This window comes from Paenibacillus methanolicus, assembly GCF_008124765.1.
In the GTDB taxonomy this organism is placed as follows: domain Bacteria; phylum Bacillota; class Bacilli; order Paenibacillales; family Paenibacillaceae; genus Paenibacillus_Z; species Paenibacillus_Z methanolicus.
This window is the reverse complement of record NZ_VNHS01000002.1, coordinates 783,207-808,314: the sequence shown is the minus strand read 5'-3', so window position 1 is coordinate 808,314 and position 25,108 is coordinate 783,207. Positions and strand designations below refer to the sequence as shown.

General features: G+C 62.8%; 11 protein-coding genes and 2 pseudogenes. 11 read left to right on the top strand and 2 right to left on the bottom strand.

The features are described 5' to 3' along the window. Positions 1 to 12 precede the first annotated feature (12 nt). The 3 genes from BCM02_RS08475 (at position 13) to BCM02_RS08465 (ending at position 3,594) form a co-directional block, all read left to right on the top strand. Entirely contained in the window at positions 13 to 1,644 is a 1,632-nt protein-coding gene (locus BCM02_RS08475; protein WP_148928609.1) for an extracellular solute-binding protein, read from the top strand. Between the two features lie 100 nt (positions 1,645 to 1,744). Further along, on the top strand, positions 1,745 to 2,551 hold the full coding sequence (locus BCM02_RS08470; RefSeq protein WP_148928608.1) for an AraC family transcriptional regulator: 807 nt from the start codon (positions 1,745 to 1,747) through the stop codon (positions 2,549 to 2,551). A 74-nt stretch (positions 2,552 to 2,625) separates the two neighbouring features. Beyond that, a complete protein-coding gene (locus BCM02_RS08465) occupies positions 2,626 to 3,594 on the top strand; it encodes a proline dehydrogenase family protein (protein ID WP_148928607.1) in 969 nt (322 codons plus the stop codon). A gap of 181 nt (positions 3,595 to 3,775) precedes the next feature. Here the strand turns inward: BCM02_RS08465 and modB are convergent, their stop codons facing one another. After that, complete coding sequence (gene modB, locus BCM02_RS08460; RefSeq protein ID WP_148928606.1) at positions 3,776 to 4,444, bottom strand: molybdate ABC transporter permease subunit; 669 nt, start codon at positions 4,442 to 4,444, stop codon at positions 3,776 to 3,778. 27 nt (positions 4,445 to 4,471) lie between these two features. Further along, positions 4,472 to 5,257, bottom strand: coding sequence for a molybdate ABC transporter substrate-binding protein (gene modA, locus BCM02_RS08455; RefSeq protein WP_425466161.1), 786 nt, complete (start codon positions 5,255 to 5,257; stop codon positions 4,472 to 4,474). A gap of 138 nt (positions 5,258 to 5,395) precedes the next feature. Between modA and BCM02_RS08450 the strand changes: the two genes are divergently transcribed. From BCM02_RS08450 to BCM02_RS36560, 8 genes and pseudogenes are all read left to right on the top strand, one after another. Continuing rightward, the gene (locus BCM02_RS08450) at positions 5,396 to 5,689 is read left to right on the top strand and encodes an ArsR/SmtB family transcription factor (RefSeq protein ID WP_148928605.1); all 294 of its coding nucleotides are present in this window, start codon (positions 5,396 to 5,398) and stop codon (positions 5,687 to 5,689) included. A 44-nt stretch (positions 5,690 to 5,733) separates the two neighbouring features. Next, the gene (locus BCM02_RS08445) at positions 5,734 to 6,747 is read left to right on the top strand and encodes an NADP-dependent oxidoreductase (protein ID WP_148928604.1); all 1,014 of its coding nucleotides are present in this window, start codon (positions 5,734 to 5,736) and stop codon (positions 6,745 to 6,747) included. 183 nt (positions 6,748 to 6,930) lie between these two features. Further along, the gene (locus BCM02_RS08440; RefSeq protein ID WP_148928603.1) at positions 6,931 to 8,031 is read left to right on the top strand and encodes a metallophosphoesterase; all 1,101 of its coding nucleotides are present in this window, start codon (positions 6,931 to 6,933) and stop codon (positions 8,029 to 8,031) included. Between the two features lie 542 nt (positions 8,032 to 8,573). Continuing rightward, positions 8,574 to 9,326: a 4'-phosphopantetheinyl transferase family protein gene (locus BCM02_RS08435; RefSeq protein WP_148928602.1), complete on the top strand. Its 753-nt coding sequence runs from the start codon at positions 8,574 to 8,576 to the stop codon at positions 9,324 to 9,326. A gap of 51 nt (positions 9,327 to 9,377) precedes the next feature. Continuing rightward, positions 9,378 to 11,723, top strand: a complete 2,346-nt coding sequence (fabD, locus tag BCM02_RS08430; protein ID WP_148928601.1) for an ACP S-malonyltransferase — start codon at positions 9,378 to 9,380, stop codon at positions 11,721 to 11,723. A 28-nt stretch (positions 11,724 to 11,751) separates the two neighbouring features. Next, positions 11,752 to 16,635, top strand: a pseudogene (locus tag BCM02_RS36570) (AprA-related methyltransferase); the annotation flags it as partial. Between the two features lie 186 nt (positions 16,636 to 16,821). Then, positions 16,822 to 18,477: pseudogene (locus BCM02_RS36565) on the top strand (type I polyketide synthase); the annotation flags it as partial. 33 nt (positions 18,478 to 18,510) lie between these two features. Further along, entirely contained in the window at positions 18,511 to 25,050 is a 6,540-nt protein-coding gene (locus BCM02_RS36560; RefSeq protein WP_425466160.1) for an SDR family NAD(P)-dependent oxidoreductase, read from the top strand. The last annotated feature ends 58 nt before the right edge of the window (positions 25,051 to 25,108 follow it).

Here is a 25,108-nt window from a genome sequence, read left to right as displayed (position 1 = left end):
AGCCGATCGGCTATGCGGGGGAGAAGTTGGAGGAACGCATTCGCGTTGTCGCTGGCGGCGGCAATTCTGTCATTGTTGCTGCTGGCATCGTGCGCCGGCGGAACGGCATCCGGTCCGGGGGCCGACGCGGAAGGCGGCGATCATGCGGCCGAAGCGGGCGGCGAGGGAGGCGCGCCTCTGACGTATTGGGCAGAGATGAACGGCAACGCGGCCGGCATCCGGTCCGACTTTCGGGACGTGCCGTTCTTTCTGGAGTGGCAGAAGCAGACCGGCGTCAAGATCGCGTTCCTCCGGCCGCCCGGCAACCAGTCGAAGGAAGCGATCAACGTGCTGCTCGCCTCGGGCCAGCTGCCGGACATGATCGAACACGAGTGGATCAACTACCCCGGCGGACCGGAGAAGGCGATCCGGGACGGGCATATTTTGCGCCTGAACGACCTGATCGAACGCTACGCCCCGAATTTGCGCCGCTATCTGGCCGAGCACCCCGACATCGACAAGCAGATCCGGACGGCGGACGGGAGCTATTACGCGTTCCCGTTCGTGCAGCGAGACGAGCGGCTTCGCACCTACCAAGGACCGATTATCCGTAAAGACTGGCTCGACGAGCTGGGGCTTCCGGTGCCGCAGACGATCGACGAATGGCACGAGGCGCTCCAGGCATTCAAGGCGCGTAAGGGCGCGGACGCGCCGCTGACCTTCCTCGGCATGCCGAATCCGCTGAACGGCATCGAGAACGGCGGCTTCGTCGGCGCGTTCGGCGTGAAGAAAGGATTCTACGTCGACGATGACCGCGTGAAATACGGGCCGCTGGGGCAGGGGTACAAGGACTTCCTCGCTCTCTTCCGCGACTGGTATGCCGAAGGGCTGATCGACCGGAATTTCGCGGCCGTCGATTCTGTTACGCAAGACGTGAGCATGCAGACGGGCCGCAGCGGGGCGAGCATCTGGAACGCGGGGGCGGGCATCGGCACTTGGTTGCCAGGGCTGCGTCAGCAGGATCCGAACGCGAAGCTGGTCGCGGCGCCGTATCCGGTGCTGCGCAAAGGGGAGAAGCCGAAGTTCGGCCAGCGCGCGCCTTCCGTCGGCGCGAGCGGCGGCGTCGCGATCGCCGCGTCGAGCAAGAATGCCGAAGCGGCCGTGCGCCTGCTCGATTACGGCTACGGACCGGAGGGACATATGCTGTTCAATTTCGGCACGGAGGGACTGACGTACGAGATGAAGGACGGCTACCCGACCTACACGGATCTCATTCTGCGCAATCCCGATGGATTGGCGCCTTCCCAGGCGCTGGCGTTGTACACGCGGGCGAGTTATTTCGGCCCGTTCGTGCAGGACGTCCGCTACATGGAACAATATTACGCGATGCCGGAGCAGCAGGAGGCGATCCGGGTGTGGGCGCGCACGGATGCGTCGGAGCATACCCTCCCCGCGACGCCGAAGACGGAGAAGGAGAGCGCCGAACTGGCGGCGATCATGCAGGAGGCATCCACGCTCGTGGACGATTTCTCGCTGAAAATCATCCTCGGCATCGAGCCGCTGGAGAGGTTCGATTCGTTCGCTCTGGAGCTGCGCGCGCTAAATATCGGCCGGGCGATCGACATTCACCAGCAGGCGCTGGATCGGTATAAGCAGCCGGAGTAATCGGGCCGGCAGGAAATCGAGGCGGTCGGGACGAAAAGATTCGAAGGAGCTGCCCGCCTAGGCGCGGGGCGTTTCAACATACGGCGAAGGGGGCTTTCGCATGGCGGAGGTTGCATTTTACCGCGACGAGGCGCTGCCTTTCCTCGAAGGCAAGCGCTGCACGCGCGGCGATTTGGCTTACCGGAAGCATTTTCACGAGGAGTATTCGGTCGGCTTGATCGACTCGGGCCGAACTCGAGCCTGGTGCGACGGGGCCGTGCATCAGGTCGAGAAGGGGCGCGTCATCAGTTTTCCGCCGCTTATGCTGCATGCCTGCCAGCCCGAATCGGATGCGGATTGGACCTATAGCATGCTGTTCATCCGTCCGGAGTGGATGATGCTATCGGAGGGCGGCGAGGCGGACCGGCTCGATATGCCGTACTTGCCCGGAGACGGGAAGAACGCGGCATGCGCGGCGCTGATTCGGGACGCGATGGACGCCATATCCGGCAAGGGTACTCCTCTCGAGGCGGAGACGGCGTTGATCGGACTGGTTCAGACGTTGTCCGGTTACGGCCGAGGCGACCGCGGACATGCGCGGCGTCCGCTCGGGGAGCGTAAGCACGCGGAGCGGGTGAGGGACTATTTGCAGACGCATTACATGGACCGGGTCACGCTGGAACAGCTAGAGGGAGCCACGGGCATCAGCCGCTTTCACCTCATTCGGCTATTCAAGCGGGAGTGTCATCTGCCGCCGCACGCCTACCAGAACTTGCTGCGGATTAATCACGCCAAGGCGGAGCTGGCGAAACGCCGTCCGATCGCGGATATCGCGGCCGAGACGGGCTTTTACGACCAGAGCCATTTCTCCCGGGCATTCGCCCGGATCGTCGGCGCCACGCCGGGGAAATACGCGGTATCCCGTTAACGCGCAATTTTGTACAATACGGCGATCCTTTCTTCCTGTACCTTGAACGGTATAGAAGCAAAGGAGTGGTTGCCATGAATCAAACCGTAGATTGGGAACGTCAAGCGACGGAAGCGTTGAAGCGGATCGCCAGAAGGCAGGATCTGAAGGCGCATGTCGAGCGAACGCCCGCGCTGAACGGGCTTCTGAGCCGCGCGGCCGCGCGTTACGTCGCCGGCGCATCGCGCAAGGACGGCATTGAAGCCGGCCGAAGGCTGCTGGCTCAAGAATACGCGATCTCGCTCGAATATATCGGCGAGAACACGACGGATGCCGAGGCGTGCATGGCGGCCGCGGAAGAGATGGCGGCGCTAATCGCGGAGCTGGGCGAGCTCGGCGCGGCCGCGCGCGCCTCGTTCGATCTGTCGCATATCGGCTTGGCCGTGGACGACGAGTTGGCGTTCGCGCAGCTGCTGCGGTTATCCAGGCAAGCCCGCGAGACGGGCATCGAGCCGTTCGTCAGCATGGAGGAATCCGCCAAGACGGATCGTATTCTGGCTGTCTACAAGCGAGCGGCCGCGGAGGAGCCGGGCATCGGGATTACGCTCCAGGCATACTTGAACCGGACGCCAGGCGATTTGGCGGGCCTTGCAGGGATTGGCGGACCCGTGCGCCTCGTCAAGGGCGCCTATGAAGAACCGCGGGAAGCGGCGATCGGCCGCTCGGCGGCTCTGAATGAACGGTACCTGTCGCTTGTCGAGTCCGCGCTTGCCCAAGGACGGCGCGTATCGGTCGCCACGCATGACGAAGCGCTCATTGAGGCGATCGTCTCGCGCGGTTGGGCACGCCATAGGCTCGAATTCGAGCTGCTGTATGGCATTCGTCCCGATCTGGCCGGGAAGTTGAAGGCATCGGGTTATCCGGTCCGCGTCTATGCGATCTACGGCGAGGAGTGGTATTTGTATCTGTGCCACCGACTGGCGGAGTTTCCGCCGAACCTATATCGCGCGATCGCGGATATCGCAGGCGGGGCGGCTGCCGACCCGATGTCGGAATATGCATGAGCAATGGGAAGCGGCGGGTCGCGACCGAATCAGTCGCCCTCGGAGGGCGGTACCATTGCGTCGCCGCGGCGATCGGAGATCGGCGGCACGTCGGCGCATGGATGGAGCATGTGCGATGAATATGGACGCCAATGAACGACAAAGGGTGAGCTTCGCCGATCGGCGGGGCTCGCCCTTTGGTTTAGTCGGGCTCCCGAACGACCCGGTTCGAGAGCAGCAGCATAAGGAAAGACAGCAGCAGTATCGCACCGGACCATGCCCAGGCCATCGTCATGCCGCCTCCGTCCGCCGCCACGTAGATCGCGGTCGGAATCGTCTGCGTCTTGCCGGGGATGTTGCCGGCGATCATGAGCGTGGCGCCGAATTCGCCGAGCCCTCGGCAGAAGCCGAGGATGTACGCCGACGTCAAGGCGCGGCCGGCGAGCGGGACCGAGATGTAGCGGAACACCTGCCATTCGGTCGCGCCCATCGCCCGGGCCGAATCCTCGAGGTCGCCGTCGACGCTCTCGAAGCCGGTCTTCATCGCCCGGTACGCGAGCGGGAAGGCGACGACGACGGCCGCGATCGCGGCCGCTCCCCACGTGAAGATGATCGGGCCCCCGAACAGCGCTTCGTACGCTTGGCCGATCCAGCTTCGCCGGCCGAGCAGGACGAGCAGGATCAGTCCGACGACCGTCGGCGGCAGCACGAGCGGCAGCAGGAGCAGCGTCTCCACGAGGCTTTTGCCGGCGAAGCGGGCGCGAGCCATCCGCCAAGAGGCGGCCAGCGCGATGAAGAAGACCGCGATGCTCGCCGCGATCGAGATTTGGATCGACAGCGCGATCGGTTCGAAGAAGGTGTTCCAGTCCAAGCCGTTTCAGTCCCGTCTATGTAGAAATTAGTCCGTTATGAATCCATATTTCGCGAAGACGGCAGCGGCTTCCTTCGTTTTCAGATACGCGAAGAACGCTTTCGCTTCCGCGGGGTGCTCCGTCGCCTTCACGATGCCGGCCGGATAGACGATCGGCGCGTGCGCGCGGGCGTCGACGTTGATCGCGATGCGCGCCTTCCTCGACGTCAACGCGTCGGTCCGGTAGACGAAGCCGGCGTCCGCGTTGCCGGTCTCCACATAGTTTAGCACTTGGCGCACGTCTTTGGCATATACCAGTTTGTCTTGCAGCGCATCCCATGTCTTGCGGGCCGTCAACGTCTCCTTCGCGTATTGGCCGGCGGGCACCGATTCCGGCTGGCCGATCGCCACTTTCTTGATCGACTTGGCGGTCAGTTCCTTCACGGTCGTGAACGCGAGGTCGGAATCCGAGGAGACGATCATGACGAGCGAGTTGCGGAGGATCGTCGCGCTGGTATCGACCAGCTCCTCCTTCTTCAGCGCGTCCATCTGTTTCTGCCCGGCCGAGAAGAACAGGTCGGCCGGCGCGCCTTGCTCGATCTGCTTCTGCAGAGTACCCGAGGAGCCGAAGTTGAAGGTCAGGTCGATATTCGCGTGCGTCTTCTCGTACTGCTTCTCGATATCGCCGAGACTGTCCTTCAGACTGGCCGCCGCCGAGACGAGCAGCTCGGTTTTCTTCGTTTTCGCGGCATTGGCCGGTACGGCCTGCGCCAATAGGGATGTCAGGGCCAACACGGCCGCAAGCGAAGCAAGCCATTTGATTCGCATTCGGATAACGCCTCCCGTAAGAATATGTCCATCATGGTAACATATCCCTACAACTTTTAGTAGTGTTTAGTTATAAGTGGTTATAATTAGATATAAATAGAGTGGGGATTTGACGGAGGGCAATGCCAAGAGTATGATAGTTCAATGACAATCAAACTATCGAGAGAAGACGATGAGAGACGGGTAAAAGTATTCAAGGCGTTGGCGGAAACCAAGCGCATCGAGATGATCCGCTTCCTTCGCCGTCATGAACGCGATACGACGTGCGGCGAGCTGGGCGACATGATGGGCATGGACAAGTCCAACGTGTCGTATCATCTCAAAATTTTATACGAAGCGGACTTGATCCGCCTCAGCCGAAGCGGACAGAACAAATACTCTTATTTGCGGGAGGACACGTTCGAGACTTTCCTGCCGGGCTTCCTGGACAGCCTATAGCTGACCGTTATAACTTTCTAAACAACATGAGGAGCTGCATACACATGACGCAACAATTGACGAGCAAACAAATCGTGCTGGCGAGCCGCCCGGTCGGCTTGCCGACGGACGCGAACTTCGCGTACCGCGAGATACCGGTCGCCGAGCCGGGGGAAGGACAAGTCGTCGTCCGTTCTATCTATTTGTCGATTGATCCTTACATGCGGGGCCGGATGAGCGATGCCAAATCCTATATCGAGCCGTACGGCTTGAACGAGGTCATCGTCGGCGGCGTGGTCGGCGAAGTCGTCGCCTCCAAGGCGGAAGGGTTGAAGCCTGGCGACCACGTGCTCGGCATGCTCGGCTGGCAGACTTACAACGTCGTCGATGCTTCGGCCGTGCGCCGGATCGACGGCACCGTCGCGCCGCTGTCGGCGTATTTGTCCGTGCTTGGCCTGACGGGGCTTACGGCTTACTTCGGCTTGCTCGATATCGGACAGCCGAAGGCCGGAGAGACGGTCGTCGTATCCGGAGCAGCCGGCGCGGTCGGCATGATGGTCGGCCAGATCGCGAAGATCCGCGGCGCGCGCGTCGTCGGCATCGCGGGCACGGACGAGAAGACGGCGCTGCTCACGGACAAACTCGGATTCGACGCGGCCATTAACTACAAGACGGTACCCGATATGCGGGCCGCGCTCGCGGAAGCATGTCCAAGCGGCGTGGACGTCTACTTCGACAACGTTGGAGGCGCGATCTCGGACGCGGTCATGACGCTGCTGAACGATTACGCGCGCATCCCGGTCTGCGGGGCGATTTCGTCCTACAACGTCACGGACGGCGATACGGGTCCGCGCGTGCAGACGAAGCTGATCAAGACGAGATCGCTGATGAAAGGGTTCGTGCTGAGCGATTACGCCGACCGGATGCAGGAAGGCGCGTCAGCCTTGGCGCAATGGCTGGCCGCGGGACAACTGAAGTACGAGGAGACGATCGTCGAGGGCTTCGAGAACGTGCCGAAGGCGTTCCTCGGCTTGTTCAAAGGCGAGAACGTCGGCAAGCAGTTGGTGAAGATCGGATAATAACGAAGTGGAAACGGCCGCTGGCAGCAGCGGCCTTTTTTTTGCGCATCCGAGGCTTGTCCGCTGTTGTCCGCCGATCGGCATGCTATTCACATAACCGTCAGAGCCTGCCCGTGTTCCGGGCCTTTTGTTTGTGTAAAATGGAAGGTATCGAACCAAATTCGAACGCGAGGAGAATTGCGCATGTTTATCGTCATCGGACTCATCGCCCTGCTGTCGTATGGCGGGCTGGTCTATTATATTGGCTGGCGCGGCTTCCGTTGGATGCGTCCCGGCGCGTCTAGCCGCAGATTCAAGCTGTTGTACGGCGCCGTCGTCGCGCTTGCCGCGAGCTCGCTTATCGTGGGACGAATCTCGGAAGCGCGCATATTGGGAATTATCGGCGCCTACTGGATGGCGGTATTCTATTTGCTGCTGCTGCTCGTGCCGCTCGCGCATCTGACCGTCATCGCGCTGCGGCTGACCCGGCTGCCAAGACGGGGGACGCAAGTATGGGCCGGTTTCATTACGCTGACGCTCTTGCTGGCGTTCCTGGCTTACGGTTCGTTCAACGCTTACAGCCCCGTCGTGCGGACGTACGATGTCCAGATGGAGAAAGGGGCTTCTACGCTAGAGAAGCTGCATATCGGGATGGCGGCGGATACGCATTTCGGGTTGTTGTCGGGAAAGGATCACGCGCAGCGCTTGGTGGACGAGATGAATGCGCTTAAGCCCGATCTCATTTTGCTGCCCGGCGATTTGTTCGACGATGACATTCGGCCGTTCATCGATCAGAAGATCGGCGATATTTTGGCCGGTTTGCAGGCGCCTTACGGCGTTTATGCCACGCTTGGCAATCACGACAAGCACGACGGCACGATGGAGGAACTGATCGGGACGCTGGAGGCTAGCGGTATTCAAGTGCTCTACGACGAGACCGCGGTCGTCGAAGGACAGCTTACGCTGATCGGACGCAAAGATCGCAGCGATCACGAGCGGAAGCCGTTGGCGGAATTAATGAAAGGCGTCGACATGACGAGGCCCGTCATCCTGCTCGAACATCAGCCATATGAGCTGGATATCGCGCAGCAAGCGGGCATCGGACTCGTGGTATCCGGCCATACGCACCGCGGTCAGGTATTCCCCGGTAATCTGATCACCGATGCCATCTACGAGAACGATTGGGGTTACGTCGAGAAGGAGCAGCTGCATTCCATCGTCACGAGCGGATTCGGCTTCTGGGGGCCGCCGATCCGGATCGGGACGCGTTCGGAAATCGCCAGCATTCGCATGCGGTTCGAATAAGAAGCGGGCGGCAGGCGGAATATGCGGATCGTTGTCGCGGGCGCGACGCGCTGTTTCGCCGGTTGCCTGCATCCGCGATCGCGGCCCGGTTCGACTTTTTGCGTGAATTCAGAGGAATAGATGGATGGAAGATGGACGGAAGAACCGTTCTTTGGCCGCGGCCGGAGACGGTTCTTTGTCGTTTCCTTGCAAGACGCAACACGAGAAGCTTCGCCTTGCGGCGCACGGGCAGCTTGTTTACTGTCGAAAAAAGGAAAAACCGTTCGAACTGCGAATATATGGGAGATAACCAAAAAGAGAAAATTTGCGCCATATCGACACGTTAGTTTCCGTATATAACCAGACCCGCATGTTTCTGTATAGATGGTCTTCTATCGTTACGTTATAATTGGTTCAATGGTATGAAGATCTTGGCAGGGAGGCATATCGGCTTAAATCGATAGACCTGTTCGGCTGATCATAGAGCGGATTTATGGGACGGAAACATAGACAAGAGGTGAGACGCAATCGCATCGAATGACAAGAAGCCGCTTAATACCCGCTTGTTCTCGTTCGGCGACGAGAATGCCGTCGCGATCTGCATGGCGAAGGCTGGGGTTTGGCCGGCGGCGGGCCCCTTGCTGGCCAGCCTTCATCCGGAAGAGCGGCTGTATTGGGACCAATTGAAGGCTGACAAGCGGAAGACGGCATATCTGCTCGGCAGGCATGCCGCCAAGCTGGCCGCGGGCTGCATCGCGCCGACTATTCCGCTCGACCGCATGCTGATCAGACCGGGTTTGTTCCAACAGCCCGTTCTGATTCACCCGGAGCTTGCGAACCGTCAGGTGAGTATTTCGCATACCGACCGGCTGGCGGCTTGTCTTGCTTTTCCCGAAATGGTCCCGGCGGGGATCGATATCGAGGAGATGCTGAGCGAGGAGCGTTCGGAGCTCGTGAAATCTTATTTGATGCCCGGCGAGCTTGAATTGGCGACGGCGGCGGGACTACCGTTCCGCGAGGCCGCGACGCTGCTGTGGACGGCGAAGGAGTCGCTGTCCAAATGTTTGCGGACCGGCCTGACCACGCCGCTGTCCGTCTATGAGATCGACCGCGTGGAGAGGGCCGGCCGCTGGATTGTCGGCGGTTTCGCGAACTTCCCGCAATACCGGGCCTTCTCGTGGTTGTTCCGGGAGGCGGCGATGTCGATTGTGCTCCCGATCAATTGCGAGCATGAGCCGCCGGACCTGTATCGATTACTGGAACCCGATTGGACGTGGCGGGATGGCGAGCATGGTTCGTTAGACCGGGAATGTTGATTCGGGCATCGGATGGCTGGACAGCGGAATAAGGGCTAGGGGGAGAGAAACATGCTCGTTTATTTGTTTCCCGGGCAAGGCTCGCAGCACAGAGGGATGGGCGGCGAATTGTTCGGACGTTTCAAGGCGCTGACCGAAGAGGCCGACGCGATCTTGGGTTATTCCATCGAAGAGCTGTGCCTGCGCGATCCGCGCGGGCTATTGGCGAACACGGCTTACACGCAGCCCGCGTTGTATGTCGTGAACGCGTTGACCTATTTAAGCCGGGTCGAGACGGCAGGGCGGCGCCCCGATTTTGCGGCGGGGCACAGCTTGGGCGAATATTCGGCCTTGTTCGCGGCGGGGGCATTCGACTTCGGCACGGGACTGCGGCTCGTGCAGCGCCGGGGAGCCTTAATGGCGGAGGCGCCGGAAGGCGCCATGGCCGCCGTGATCGGGCTTCCGCTCGACCGCGTGCACGACGTGTTGGCGCACAGGGAGCTGGGCGGGATCGATGTCGCGAATTATAATTCGCCGACGCAGACCGTCATATCGGGACCGAAGAGCGATATTGCGCGCGCGCAGTCCTTATTCGAGTCGGCCGGCGCGGGCATGTATATTCCTCTAAATGTGAGCGGACCTTTCCACTCCCGGTACATGAAGGAAGCGAGGGAGAGCTTCGAGCGGTTCATGCAGCCGTTGGCGTTCCGCGAGCCGTCGATAACCGTGATCTCGAACGTGGAGGCGCAGCCGTACGAGACGGAGCTGATCAAGGCGGGACTTGGCGATCAGATGACGAGCCCGGTCCGGTGGACGGATTCCGTTCGCTATCTGCTGGAATTAGGCGGCGATCCCGTCTTGGAAGAGGTGGGTCCGGGGAACGTGCTGACGAAGCTGGTCAGGGCGATCAGACAGGATTTCGACGCGAATCGGCCGCCATCGCATGCTGCTGCAACAGCGGACGACCCGGCATACACGGCGCGTATGGAAACGGCCGCCGCCATCGCGCGGGAAGACCGGGCAAGAGCGGAACAAGCGCGGACGTCGGGATCACGCGATGCGCGCTCATCTCTCATTACGGCGGAATCGCTGGGGGATCCGGCCTTCAAAGCGGACTACCGGTTGAAGTACGCCTATATGGCAGGCGCCATGTACAAAGGCATCTCCTCCGCCTCGTTTGTCGTCAAATGCGGCCGCGCAGGCATACTCGGCATTTTCGGCGCCGGTGGACTTGGTTTAAGCGAGGTCGACCAAGCGATCGCGGATATTCAATCCCGGCTTGGGGAAGGCGAGCCATACGGCTTTAATTTGCTCCACCAGCCCGGCGATTTCGCGGCGGAGGAGGCGCTCGTCCGATTGTACGCGAAGCGCGGGGTAAGCGTGGTCGAAGCGTCTTCGTTCTTGACCGTCACCCGCGCCTTGGTCTGGTACAAGGCGAAGGGGTTGCTTCGGGATGAGAATGGACGTTGGACGCAGAAGCACAAGATCATCGCCAAGGTCACAAGACCCGAGGTCGCCGAAGCGTTCATGAGTCCGGCGCCCGGGGTGATCATACAGGAGCTGCTGCGCGAAGGGCTTATCGCGCCCGGCGAAGCGGAAGGGCTGCGGAGTCTGCCCGTCGCGGACGACGTGATCGCATTGTCGGATTCCGGCGGTCATACGGACCAAGGCGCGACGGCCGTGCTGCTGCCCGCGATCGCTCGGCTGAGGGACGAGCTGTCGCGACGATACGGTTACGCCAAGCGGATACGCGTCGGGGCGGGGGGCGGCATCGGCACGCCCGAAGCGGCCGCGGCCGCATTCATGCTCGGCGCGGATTTCATCGCGACGGGTTCGATTAACCAGTGCACGGCGGAAGCGGCCGCAAGCGGCGAAGTCAAGGAGCTGCTGACGCGCGCGCAAGTACAAGACATGGCTTACGCCCCGTCGGCTTCGGGCTTCGAGAACGGCGCGAAGGTGCAGGTTGCCGGACGCGGCACGTTTTTCCCGTACCGGGCGGACAAGCTGGCCAAGCTCTACGAGAAACATGAATCGCTCGAGTCGATCGACGAGAAGACGCGAGAGGCGATACAGGCGAAATATTTGAAGCGAAGCTTCAGTGAAGCTTTCGAGGCCGCGACAGCGTCGGCGACGCGGGAGGAGACCGCAAGGGCGGAGCGCGACCCGAAGGCGAGGATGGCGCTCGTCTTCAAATGGTATTTGGACGAATGCGCGGACAAGGCGCTCAAGGGCGATCCGGACTGGCGGACGGACTATCAAATTTTCTGCGGTCCCGCGCTCGGGGCGTTCAATCAATGGGTGAGGGGAACCGAATTCGAAGCATGGAGCAGCCGTCATGTCGACCAGCTGGGGATGCTGCTCATGCGGGAAGCTGCAGAATGGCTGAACCGGCGTTTCGCCGCGATGACCGGCCTATAGATAGAGATCGAATGGGGAGGGAAACCGATTGTTAAGTATTTTGCACAACTACGCGAACGGCTTGATCGCCGTCCCGGTCCTTTTGGCATGCAGGCGGCACGGCTTATTCGAGCTGCTGGGCGCCGGGCATCCGGTTACGTTCGCTTCGCTGGCGGAGCGGCTCGGCGCGAACGGCGGTCATCTGCGGACGGCCCTCGCGATGCTGGAGTCGCTCGGCTGGGCGGAACGTGACGATCAAGACCGTTACGTAGGCACGGAAGACCTGGAGCGGCAGCGGCTTATACCAGGGGATATGGCCGAGCTGCTCGATTTCCCGATGCATGCCTACATCGAAGGCGAAGACCCTTCGCTGACGTTGGCGGACTGGGTATCGCGCGCGGCGTCGGGTTGGGGAATCGACGACCCGCTGCTCGGAGAATTTCTGGACGGCATGCTGTTCGTTCCGCTGATCACGCAGCTGAAGGGCCGGGCCGATCTGGACAGCCGGCGCGCTTCCGACCCGGACGCGCTGCTGACGGGGCTGTCCGGCCGCGTCCGAGACGAGGTTGCGGGTTTGCTTATTGCTAAGGGATGGCTAGAGCGCAAACCGCATGTCGACGAGCTGACCGAGCTGGGACGTTTTTTGATCGACCGCATGTATAACACGGCAATCCTCTATTCGTATAAACCGATGCTGCGGCAAATGAATCAGGTCATCTTCGGCGATTGCGAGGCGGTATTCCGGCGCGGCGACGACGGGCACGAGGCGCACATCGACCGGACGCTGAACGTCACCGGCAGCGGCTTTCAGCACGAGAAATACTTCGCGGACCTGGAAGCGGCCGTCCTGGCGATCTTCGACCGGGAGCCGCTCGCCGAACAGCCGGATTATATCGCGGATATGGGGTGCGGCGACGGCACGCTGCTGTACCGGCTCTACGAGATGATCTGCGCCAAGTCGCTGCGGGGCCGGCACCTGGACCGCCATCCGCTGCGGCTGATCGGCATCGACTACAACGAGAAGGCGCTGGAAGCGACGAGGGAAACGCTGAGAGGACTGAACCCGCTGACGCTGACCGGGGATATCGGCAATCCGTCGAAGCTAATGGAGGATTTGGCGGCGCTCGGCATCGACAAGCCGGAGCGAATTCTCCACGTGCGCTCATTCCTCGATCATGACCGGATCTATTTGCCTCCTGTCGCGGGGGACGAAGCGGTCTCGCACGGCGTGGACGAAGGGATATTCGTCGCGGCGGACGGGCGTGAACTCCCTGCGGGGGAGGCGTTCCAAAGCTTGACCGAGCATCTGCGCAAATGGTCGAACGTCGTCTCGGAGCACGGTCTCCTTGTGTTGGAAGTCCATAGTTTAAAGCCCTCCGCGCTGCGAGGGCAAATCGGCAAAAGCGAAAGTTTTCATTTCGACGCGTTCCACCGGTTCTCGCAACAGCTGCTCGTCGAGGCGGATCAATTCCTGTTGGCCGCCGCGGCCGCGGGTTTGTTCCCGCACGAGAAATACGGGCGCAAATATCCGAAGACGCTGAACTACGCGCGCATTACGCTGAATCGCTTCGAGCCGCGCGGATATATCGTCCGTACGGCATCGCCGGCGGATCTGGACGCGCTCGAAGCGCTGGAGCGGCAATGCTGGGATGCGTCCATTCGCGCCTCCAAAGAGACGCTGGCCGCCAGAATCGCCCGCTATCCGAAGGGACAGCTGGTCGTCGTGAAAGAAGGGCGGATCGTCGGATCGATCTACAGCCAGCGGATCGCGAGCGCGGACCTGCTGCTTCGCGCCTGCATCGACGACGTAGAGTCGCTGCATCAGCCTGGCGGAAGCGTCGTGCAGCTGCTCGGCATTCAAGTGCTGCCAGAGGCGCAGAACGAAGGCATCGGCGACCAGTTGCTCGAATTCGCGCTGCAGCTGGCTTCGGTTACGGGAGGAGTCGGCGAAGCCGCCGGCGTATCCCGGTGCAGGGATTATGCCAAGCAAACGGAGCTTGCCTACTCGCAGTATGTACAGTCGCGCAACCAGCTCGGACTGCCGAAGGACGCCACGCTCCGGTTTCACGAGATGCACGGCGCCCGAATCGCGGGAATCGTGACCGGCTACCGGCCGCATGACGCGGCGAACGAAGGGAACGGCGTGCTGGTGCGCTACGATCTTCGCGCGCGGCGCCGGTATGAGCGCGCGCAGGCGGCGATCGCGGAACAGTCGGCTGCGACGGCTGACGGTCAGGCGGCGAAGGCGAGAGACGCGCAGCCCTACCGCCGGTTTCTGGAGGCGACGATCAAGCTGATGTTAAGCGACCCCGATGGCTGCGAGCCGAATGTCCCGCTCATGGACATGGGGTTGGATTCGGCCGATCTGCTGGAACTAAGCGAGCATATCAACGCCAAGTACGGCGTGGCGGTCGGCACGACGTTCTTCTTCAAGTACGGCACGGTCGATAAAATGGCGCAGTATCTGAGCGAGCACGCCGCCGTGCAGGAGGACTGGGCGGAGGTGAACCGGGGTGAAGGGGGGCTGGAAGAGCGGCTTGCCCAAAGAAGTTCGGCCGCGTTCGAAGCTTCCGTGAACGGCGGGAGCTCGGAACATGCGACGTCCGAAACTTTCGGGAACGGCGATAGCGCAGTCAATAACGAGGCCTCCGCAGCGGGAAGAAGTCCCCTTGCCGGCGACGTGTCCGAAGGTGCGGCTATGTCTGCGGCGACCGGACGATCTCACGCTCCCCGTTCGGATGATATTGCGGCACGCGATGCAGGCGGCATCGCGCTCGTCGGGGCAGCTTGCCGGCTGCCCGGCGGCGTTCGCGACTTGGAGTCGCTATGGGAGCTGCTGCTCGAAGGACGCGACGCGATATCCGGGATGTCGGACCGGTGGCAATGGCCGTCGTCGATCGACCCTTCGGGCGAGAACAAGGGCATCGACCGCGGCGGTTACCTGGACCGGATCGACGAGTTCGATCCGGCGTTCTTCCGCATGCCGGCGAGCACGGCGGAGTGGACGGACCCGCAGCAGCGGATGCTGATGGAGCTGAGCTGGGAATGCCTCGAGCATGCGGGGTATCCGCCGAGCGCGCTATCCGGCTCTCGCACCGGCGTCTATATCGGCGCCAGCGGTTCGGACTATCATTTGCTGCTCGGCCGGTCGGCGGATGAAGTGGACGCCCGCTTCGGCCTGGGCAGCTCCATGTCGATGCTTCCGAACCGCATCTCGTACTATTACGATCTGCTTGGTCCAAGCCTCTTGATCGATACCGCGTGCTCGAGCTCGCTCGTTGCCGTCCACGAGGCGGTTCGCGCCATACGGCGCGGCGATTGCGACCAAGCGCTGGTCGGGGCGGTCCATCTCATGTGCGACGCGTCGAATACCGTCTCCTATTACAAGGCCGGCATGCTCTCCAAGGAAGGCGCCTGCCGCACGTTCGACCAAGGCGCGGACGGCTACGCGCGCGGGGAAGGCGCCGCGATGCTGCTGCTCAAGCCGCTTGAAAGCGCGGTAGCGGACGGCGATTCGATTCTGGCCGTTCTCGAAGGGACGGCGGTGAACCACGGCGGTCATGCGAGCGGCCTGACGGTGCCGAATCCGTCGCAGCAGGCGGCCCTGGTCAAGGACGCGCTGCTCGATGCCGGGGCATCGCCGGAGATGATCGGCTACGTGGAGGCGCACGGGACGGGAACGCCGCTCGGCGATCCGATCGAAGTGAGCGGACTGACCGAAGCGTTCGCGGACGAGACGACGGAGCCGGTCGCGGAGGCTTATTGCGGCATCGGATCGATTAAGACGAATATCGGCCACTTGGAAGCGGCGGCGGGTATGGCCGGCCTGCTCAAGGCGGTGCTGGCGATCCGCAACCGCACGCTGCCCGCGAACGTGCATTTCAATGCGTTAAATCGGGAGATCGACTTGGAGGGCGGTCCGTTCTACGTCGTGGATCGCGTGCGGGAGTGGCGGCTTCCGGCTGGCAGGCGGCTGCGTTACGCAGGCGTCAGCAGCTTCGGCTCTGGCGGCACGAACGCGCATGTCGTGCTGCGGGAGCAGCCGGAGCCGGAGGCATCCGGGCTGACGGGCCTTAGTCGGCCAGCCTATCTGTTCGCGTTATCGGCCAAAACGCCGGAGGCGTTGGCGCGCCGGATCCGCGACCTTGGCGGCTGGCTGGGGCGCGAAGCCGGGCGATGGTCGCCGGAGCAGGTCGGCGCGGCGCTGGCGATGGGACGGGAGCATTTTCAAGCGCGCAAGGCATACGTCGCGGCCGATCTCGAGGAGCTTCGCCGCCGGCTGGAGCACGATGCCGGCACGGATGCGGCTTACGGGCTGTCGGCCCTCGAGCCGAAAGACGGGACGACGGAGCTGGAGCAAGAAGGACGCGATCTAGCGGCGAAGCTGGCGACAGGCGCCGCAGGGACGGATGGTTACCTGAGGGGCATCGGCAGGTTGGCCGGCTTGTACGAAGCCGGCTGCGAAGTTCGCGCGCTGCTGGAGCCGCTCTATGAAGGCACCGCCTGGCGCGGCGTGCGGCCGCCGGCTTATCCGTTCGCGCGGGAGCGATACTGGCTGCCGAAGGCGGTTCGGGCGGCGCAGCATGCTCGCGAGTACGAACTGGCTGGTAATAAGCACGAGAAGGCTGTCCGAGGGGACGAACAGGCTGGCCATAAAGGCGGACAGGCCGGCAACGAGGAAGCGCCGAAAGTCGCAACGTCCTTCGCGTCGGAACGGGAAGGAACGCTGGAGACGCGAGTGCTGAATCTCTTGCTCGACACGGCTGCCGAGCTGCTGAACGCCGATCGGTCGATGCTGGACGGCGACACGGAACTGGGAGAGTACGGATTCGATTCTATTTTGTATTTGCAGCTATCCAGGCAATTAAACGGCATCTATGCGTTCGGGTTGACGCCTGCCGATTTCTTTACTTACTCGACGCTGGGCCGACTCGCGTCTTATCTAGCGGATCAGGGCGGGGAGTCGTTATCTCGTCGACTGTCGGAGGATACCGGGCGTCAAGCGGCGGCTTCGACGCGGCTTGATTCGGAAGCATGCTCCGCGACATCGGCCGGCGAGCGGCAGGCGAGTTTCCGGTCGGGCGAGAGCGCGTTGCTCCGCGCGGAACCGGACGCTGCCGTGATGGAATCGGGGATGACGCGGACAAACCCGGAAGAGGAGCTTGTCGCCATCGTCGGCATGAGCGGCGTCTTTCCGATGGCGCGCGACGTCGATGAATTTTGGCGCAATTTGCTGGAAGGGAAGGATTGCATCGGCGAGCTGCCGCGCGATCGGGAAGCGTGGTTCCGTAAGAGCGGCGATCCGGCGAAAACAAGCGGGAGCGCGGTGCGATGGGGAGGCTTCGTCGAAGACATCGACCTGTTCGACCCGCTGTTCTTCGGCATCTCGCCGAAGGAGGCGGAGCTGATGGACCCGCAGCAGCGGATGCTGCTGATGCAGGCGTGGAAGGCGCTCGAGGATGCGGGCTGCAATCCCCGCTCGCTCTCCGGCGGCAATACGGCGGTATTCGCCGGCATGATGAGCAACGGTTACAACGAGCTAATCGCGAAGTCGGATCATCCGATCGACGGCCACTACGCGTCCGGCACGATGGCGTCGGTCGGTCCGAACCGGCTGAGCTATTTCTTGAACATCCACGGCCCGAGCGAGCCGGTCGAGACCGCTTGCTCAAGCTCGCTGGTGGCGATCTACCGCGCGGTGCAAGCGATCCAGAGCGGAGCTAGCGACCTGGCGCTTGCCGGCGGCGTGAATACGCTGATCTCTCCGGACTACTACGAGAGCTTCGTCAAGGCGGGCATGCTGAGCCCGGACGGCCGATGCAAGACGTTCTCGGCCAAGGCAGACGGCTACGTGCGCAGCGAAGGGGCGGCGATGCTCGTTCTGAAGAAGCTGAGCGCGGCGGAGCGAGACGGCGACCATGTGTACGCGGTTATCCGGGGCGCCGCCGTCAACCACGGCGGACGCGCCAGCTCGCTGACCGCGCCGAATCCGAGAGCTCAGGCGGATCTGCTCGTGACCGCTTACGCGCAATCGGGCATCGACCCGCGCACGGTGACCTATATCGAGACGCACGGCACCGGGACCGAGCTGGGCGATCCGATCGAGATCAACGGGCTGAAATCGGCGTTCCGGGAGTTGTATGCGCAGCATAGCGGCGCGTCGGTCGCAAGCCCGACATGCGGTTTGGGCTCGGTGAAGAGCAACGTCGGCCACCTGGAGCTGGCCGCCGGCGTCGCGGGCGTCGTCAAGGTGCTATTGCAGATGAAGCACAAGAAGCGGGTCAAGAGCCTGCATTGCGATACGATCAACCCGTATATTCAGCTGGACGGCAGTCCGTTCTACATCGTCCGGCAGACGGAGGAGTGGGCTGCGTTGACGGATCGCGTCGGTCAGCCTATCCCTCGCCGCGCCGGCATTAGCAGCTTTGGCTTCGGCGGGGCGAACGCGCACCTCGTGCTGGAGGAATATGTGCCGCGGCGTCCCCCGGAAACAACAGACGCGGCTTGTATTAGCCCCGCTCGGCCAGGACTGTTCGTGCTCTCGGCCAAGGAAGAAGACCGGCTGCGCGAACAGGCGGAGCGGCTGTTGTCCGCGCTGGGCGGCCTGTCGGGAGACCGGCTGTCCGATGCCGCCTATACGCTGCAGACGGGGCGCGAAGCGATGGAAGAGCGGCTCGCGATCGTCGCCGGTTCCGTATCGGAGCTTACGCGGCGGCTAGCCGCATATCTGGAAGGAAAGTCGGACGACGGCATCTTCCGAGGGAGCGCGCGTCGAAGCGCGCAGCCGAAGCCGGATAACGAGCGAACCATGTACGAGGCGGCCAGATTGGAGCTTCTCGCCGCATCGTGGGTCCGCGGCATGGAAGCGGACTGGGCCAAGCTATACGAAGCGGGCCGTCGTCTGAACCGCGTTCCGCTGCCGACGTATCCGTTCGCGCGGGAGCGCTGCTGGGTCGAACCGCGGGCGAACGGCTACACAGCCGGCGGTCTGAATGGCGCGCTTCATCCGCTCGTTCACCGGAATACGTCAACGTTGGCGGAACAGCGCTACAGCGCCACGTTCGACGGTAGCGAATTTTATCTTTGCGACCATCGCGTGGACGGCCGGAAGTTGCTGCCGGGCGTCGCCTATCTGGAGATGGCGCGCGCGGCGGCGGCGCTGGCTTCGCAATCGCGTACGGCGCGCATCGAGGACGCGGTATGGGTTCGCCCGTTCTACGTCGACGGCAGTCCGCGCGCGCTTCACATCCGGCTGCAGCCCGGCGAAGCGGGATCTATCGCATGCGAGATGTTCAGCATCGCCGCGGAGGGAGAAGAGCTGCTCCATGCGCAGGCGATCGCTATCGTCGGAGAGCCTGACCGCCTTCCTCGGCCGGACGCAATCGACGTGCACGAGAGGTTGCGCCGCGCTTCCGGCCGGACGATGAGCGCAGAGGACTGCTATAAGCTTTTCGACGCCTCTGCTTTGCAATACGGACCGGCTTTCCGCGGGATTGACATGCTCTATGTAGGCGACAAGGAAGCGATCGCCAAGCTTACGCTGCGTCAAGAGACCGTACCCGGCGTGGAAGAGGGGTTCACGCTTCATCCTGGCATGATGGACGCCGCCATCCAAGCGTGCGTCGGTCTGATGGTCGAGAAGCTGGACAAGGAGCCGCACCCGTTCCTGCCGTTCACTGCGGCGGCAATTGAGGTAAGCGGGGGCACGGCGGAAGTGGCGTGGGCGCATGTTCGGCTCGCGGAAGGCGCGGTCGACCGGTTCGACGTCGCGTTGTGCGACGAGCGGGGCCGCGTGCTCGTGTACGTAAGGGAGCTGGTGTTCATGAAAGCGGCCGACGGCCGTCGTTCCGGCATGGAAAAGAGGAGCGAGGAAGCCATCCACTCAAACGCAGCCGCTCGTCATAACGCGCAAATTGCGACAGGCAATCCGGATTCGCTTGCGGATCGAGCGCAAGGTCCGATTGCCGCGCTAACCCCGGCGATGTTAGTCGGCGAAGCGCTTCTCGCGAAGCCTGAACGCACCGTCCCGTGGGACGAAGCCAGTTTGGCGACGCTCGACGATACGGAGCAGACCTTTGCCGGGCTGCTGTGGGGACAGCTGCATGCGGCCGGATTTTTCGAGCCGGGGCTGACGTCTGCGAGGTTGATGGAGAAAACGGCCGCGCTGCGGGCGCCTTTCGACCGATGGATGCGGGAGAGCCTGGCGGTGCTGGCGCGTGCTGGCTTCCTCATTCCCGCCGTCGACTCGTATGTGTCTGCTCGGCAGGACCGTCCGGATACGGCCGCGCTGTGGGAACAGTGGCGAGTTCGCAAGCCGCGCTGGCTGGCCGATCCGGATTTGGCGGCGCGCGTTAGACTAGCCGAGGCGGCGCTGCTGGCGCTGCCGGACATTTTGGCCGGGGCGGTCAAGCCGACGGAAATTTTGTTCCCGGGCGGATCGATGGAGCTGGTCGAAGGCATCTACAAGCATAATTCGACGGCCGATTACTATAACGCGGTCGTGGCGGATTTGGTGGAAGCATATGTGCAACGCAGCGCCGAGACCGGCATGCCGCCCGTTCGGATATTGGAGGTAGGAGCAGGCACCGGCGGCACGAGCGCCGAGGTGCTTCGCCGGCTGCAGCGTTACGGGACACGGGTGGAAGAGTATTGCTACACGGACTTGTCTCGGGCGTTCTTGATTCATGCCGAGCGGGAATACGGCGCCGCGAATCCATATCTGACGTATCGGATCTTGAACGCGGAACAGCGGTTCGAGGAACAAGCGCTGGACTGCGGGGGATACGATCTCGTCCTCGCGACGAACGTCCTGCACGCGACGCGCAACGTTCGACGGACGCTGCGCAACAGCAAGAGCGCGCTCAAGCCGGGCGGACTGCTCGTTCTGAACGAGCTGACGGAGAAATCGGTATTCGCGCACGTCACGTTCGGCTTATTGGACGGCTGGTGGTTGTACGAGGAGGAGCATGTCCGCCTCCCGGGTTCGCCTTGCTTGTCGGTCGCGCAATGGACGAACGCGCTCGAAGACGAAGGATATCGGACCGTCCGCTATGCCGCGAACGAACGGGGCGGCCAGCAGATTATTTGGGCGGAGAGCGACGGCGTGATCGGAGACTCGAATACGGTCGAACGATCGGTTCCAAGGTCCGAGCCTGCAGCCGCGCCGGCAATAACCGCCGTTCAAGCTATCGCGGCTCCGTCGACGCCCGTGCGGGCAGACGCGGTCATGGACCGGCAGCTGAAGGAGCGCTGCTGCGCCTATATCGTGCAAATTATCGCCGAAGCGGTCCGCCTGCCTGCCGGCAAGATCGATCCGGCCGAGCCGATGGAACGGTACGGCATCGATTCGATTCTGATCGTGCAAGTGAGCAACAAATTGGAGAAAGCGTTCGGCCACGTCGGCAAAACGCTGCTGTTCGAGCATCGGACGATCAACGAGCTAACCGGGCATTTCGTTGAGACAAGAGCCGAGACGCTGCGGACGTTCTTCGGGCTGGCGGCCGTAACGACGGCTCCGGCCGTTCAGGCAGCGGCTTCCTCTGTTAACGCGGCTGCGGAAACAAGCGGCGCTGCAGGCATGATCCGCTTCCTGCCTGCAGGAGCCAAGCCTGCGGCGCGCGCCTCTAGGCCCTTCGCTTTCGAAGACGAAATCGCGATCGTCGGCTTGGCCGGGCGGTATCCGGGCGCCGCGAACGCGGACGAATTCTGGTCGCTGCTAAGGGAAGGACGCAGCGCGATATCCGAGGTCCCCGCGGACCGTTGGGATTGGCGGGCGCATTACGCGCCGGGCAAAGGGCGGAAGGGCGTCGCCTATACGAAATGGGCCGGCTTCATCGACGGCCTGGAACGGTTCGATTCGCTGCTGTTCCAGATTTCCCCGGCGGAAGCGGCCGAGATGGATCCGCATGAGCGGGCGTTCCTTGAAGTGGCATATGAATGCCTGGAGGATGCCGGTTATGCCCCATCGTCCATGGGGACCAGCGGCAAAGTAGGCGTATTCGTCGGCGTCACGCATGGCGCCTCCGGGCGCGGAAGCCGCAACTATTCCGTCGCGAACCGGGTCTCGTACGCCTTCGATCTGAAAGGCCCGAGTCTCGCGGTCGATACGGCTTGCTCGTCATCGCTCACCGCTTTGCATCTGGCGTGCGACAGCCTGCGCGGCGGATCGAGCGATTGCGCGATCGCCGGCGGTGTGAATCTCATCATCAAGCCGGATCATCTCGTCGTGCTGTCCGAGTACACGATGCTCTCCGAAGGTCCCGAGTGCAGGGCGTTCGGGGACGGGGCGGACGGGTTCGTCGACGGCGAAGGCGTCGGCGCCGTCCTGCTGAAGCCGCTGTCGCGCGCAATCGCCGACGGCGACCATGTGTACGGCGTCGTCAAGGGAAGCATGATCAATGCCGGCGGACGGACGAACGGGTACACGGTGCCGAATCCGGCGGCGCATGCCAAAGCGATCGAAGGCGCGCTGGAGGCGGCGGGCGTGAAGGCGGACGAGGTATCGTACATCGAAGCCCACGGCACGGGTACCGCGCTCGGCGACCCGATCGAGGTAAGAGGGCTGACGCTGGCGTTCCGGCAGCATACGGACAAGACGCAGTACTGCGCGCTCGGCTCCGTGAAGACCAATATCGGCCACGGGGAGAGCGCGGCCGGCATTGCCGGGCTGACCAAGGTGCTGCTCCAAATGAAGCACGGCCAGCTGGCGCCGTCCTTGCACAGCGCGACGCTAAATCCGCATATTGACTTCCCGTCGACGCCTTTCCGGGTCCAGCGCGAATTAGCGGCATGGAATCGGCCGGCGGCAGTCGGGATGGGCTTCGAAGGGCAAGGCGTCCGCATCGCGGGCATCTCTTCGTTCGGAGCGGGCGGCGCGAACGCGCACGTCGTGATAAGCGAATACGCGACGGAAGAGATCGGACGCGACGAGGCGGTATTACTCGCGGGTCCGTTCGTGATTACGCTGTCCGCGAGAAGCGAAGGACAGCTTCTAGAACAGGCGGGACGCTTGCTCGCGGCGATAAGTCAAGGCAAGATTACCGAATCCAATCTAAGGGACGCCGCATACACGCTCCAGGTCGGCCGAGAGCCGATGGAGGAGCGGTTGGCTTGCGTCGTCGACAATGTATCCGAGTTGGACGGTTTGCTACGCGGGTATTTGGCAGGCGAGCGTCAGCACATTCACCGCGGCCAAGCGAAGCAGAACAAAGAGCTGCTCGCGCTGCTCCAGGACGAGGAGGCGCTTGGCGACGTCGTCCGGTCGCTGGCTGGCAGCCGGAACAGCCGCAAGCTTGCGGCGCTGTGGGCGCGCGGTTTCGCCGTCGATTGGGGTCTGCTTTACGAAGGCGCGCGGCCGCGGAGGATGAGCCTGCCGACGTATCCGTTCGGCGGACAGCGGTATCCGATCTGGCGCGGAGAATCCGCGGCGTCGACTGTTTTGGATCGCTCGGCTGCCGATATTCGCGCAGCGTATGAGGCCGAACCTTTATCCGCGCAGCCTCTGCCGGAACCTGAGGCAGATCCCGAACTTGCTTCGGCGAAGTCCGATACGGATGCGGAACAGGACACGGAGGCGTTAACGCTTATTCCCGTATGGGAGACGATCCCGGAGGCGGAAGCAAACGCGTTAGAGGCGGCATCGGAAGCAACCGGACGCATCGTCATGATCGGCGGGAGCGACTCGCTCCGAGCGGCGGTGCGTCGTCGGCATGCCGATGCGATCTTGCTGAACGTCGAGCCGCGCGCATCCATCGGGCAGCTAGCCGATAAGCTGGCCGGATTGGGTTCGATCGGCCGCGTCATCTGGGCGGCACCGGAGGAACAACCCGGTACGGCTTCCGACGAACGGTTGATCGAAGCCCAGGAGGAAGGGACGCTCGCCGCCTTCCGAGTCGTCAAGGCGATGCTGGAGCTCGACTATGGCACGAAGGAGCTGGCGTGGACATTCTTGACCTGGCAGTCGCAGCAGGTCCGCCCGGACGAGCAGGCAGCGCCGCATCATGCAGGCGTTCACGGCTTGGCGGGCGTCATGGCCAAGGAGTACCCGTTCTGGAAAGTCGTCTCGCTCGATCTCGAGCGCGGCGCGGACCCCGATCTAGCTGCCATTCCGGCTTTGGCGGGCGCCCAAGGGAGCTTCGCGCGGCGGGGAAGTCGGTGGTATCGGCAAATGTTGATTCCGCAGGAAGCTCCGTCCGGGCAGCCGGAGGGCAGTGCCTATCGTCATGGCGGCGTCTACGTGGTCATTGGCGGGGCAGGCGGAATCGGCGAAGCGTGGACCGAATATATGATCCGCCGCTATCGGGCGCAGATTGTTTGGATCGGACGCAGAGAAGAGGATGAAGCGATCCGCCGCCGGATCCGGGAGCTGTCTCGATTCGGACCGGCGCCGTTCTACGTATGCGCCGACGCGGCAGACCGTGCCGCGCTGGAAGGCGCAAGCGCAATTATCCGCGAGCGCTTCGGTGCGATCCATGGCGTCGTCCATTCGGCCATCGTCATGCTGGATCAAGGGTTAATGCGGATGGAAGAAGCGAGATTCCGCGCATCCCTAGCCGCCAAGATCGACGTCAGCGTGCGGCTGGCGCAAGTATTCGGCCGGGATCCGCTCGATTTCGTCTTGTTCTTCTCTTCGGTCAACTCGTTCATGCGCGCGCCGGGGCAAAGCAATTACGTCGCGGGCTGCCTGTTCAAGGATATGTTCGCCCGCGCGCTCGGCCGTGAGCGGCCATGCCCGGTGAAAGTCATGAACTGGGGTTATTGGGGCACGGTCGGCATCGTCGCCTCGGACGCTTACCGCGAACGATTGGCCCAAACCGGCCTTGCGTCCGTAACGCCGGAGGAAGGGATGCGGGCGGTGGAGGAGCTGTTGAGCGGGCCTTGCGTCCAAGCGGCGTTCATGAAATGCAATTCGCGTTTCGAGTTCGAGCTGATCGACCGGCGAACGCGAATGTCGTTCAACCCGGCTTCGGGAGCGTCGCGCATGGAGGCTTTGCGCCGAAGAACGGGCATCGCGCGGATTAGCGGTCCTGTCTACCAGGATGCGATTGCTGGAGACAACGCGCAGTCTGACCATCGGAGCCAATCAAGAGCGCTGTCCTCGGACAGCCTCGCCGCCGCGCAACTGGAAGAAGCGATTTTGGAGCTTGCCGCGGCAGACAGAGGCGTCGATCGCTTGGCCATGGACGCGGATGCTTCGCTCGCGGAGCAGGGAATCGATCCCGTCTCGTGGGCGCTGCTGCTCAGCAGATTGAGCGAGGAGGTTGGCGCGCCGTTGACCGCGCTGCCGGAAGACGTTCGGCTCACCCTTCGGGAGGCTGCGGCGTCGCTAAGCGAGCGTTATGGTCTCTAATCGAAGGGTCGCCTTTAGCAGGCGGCTTGCGGATTTATCAAGAAAGGATGCATGGAGC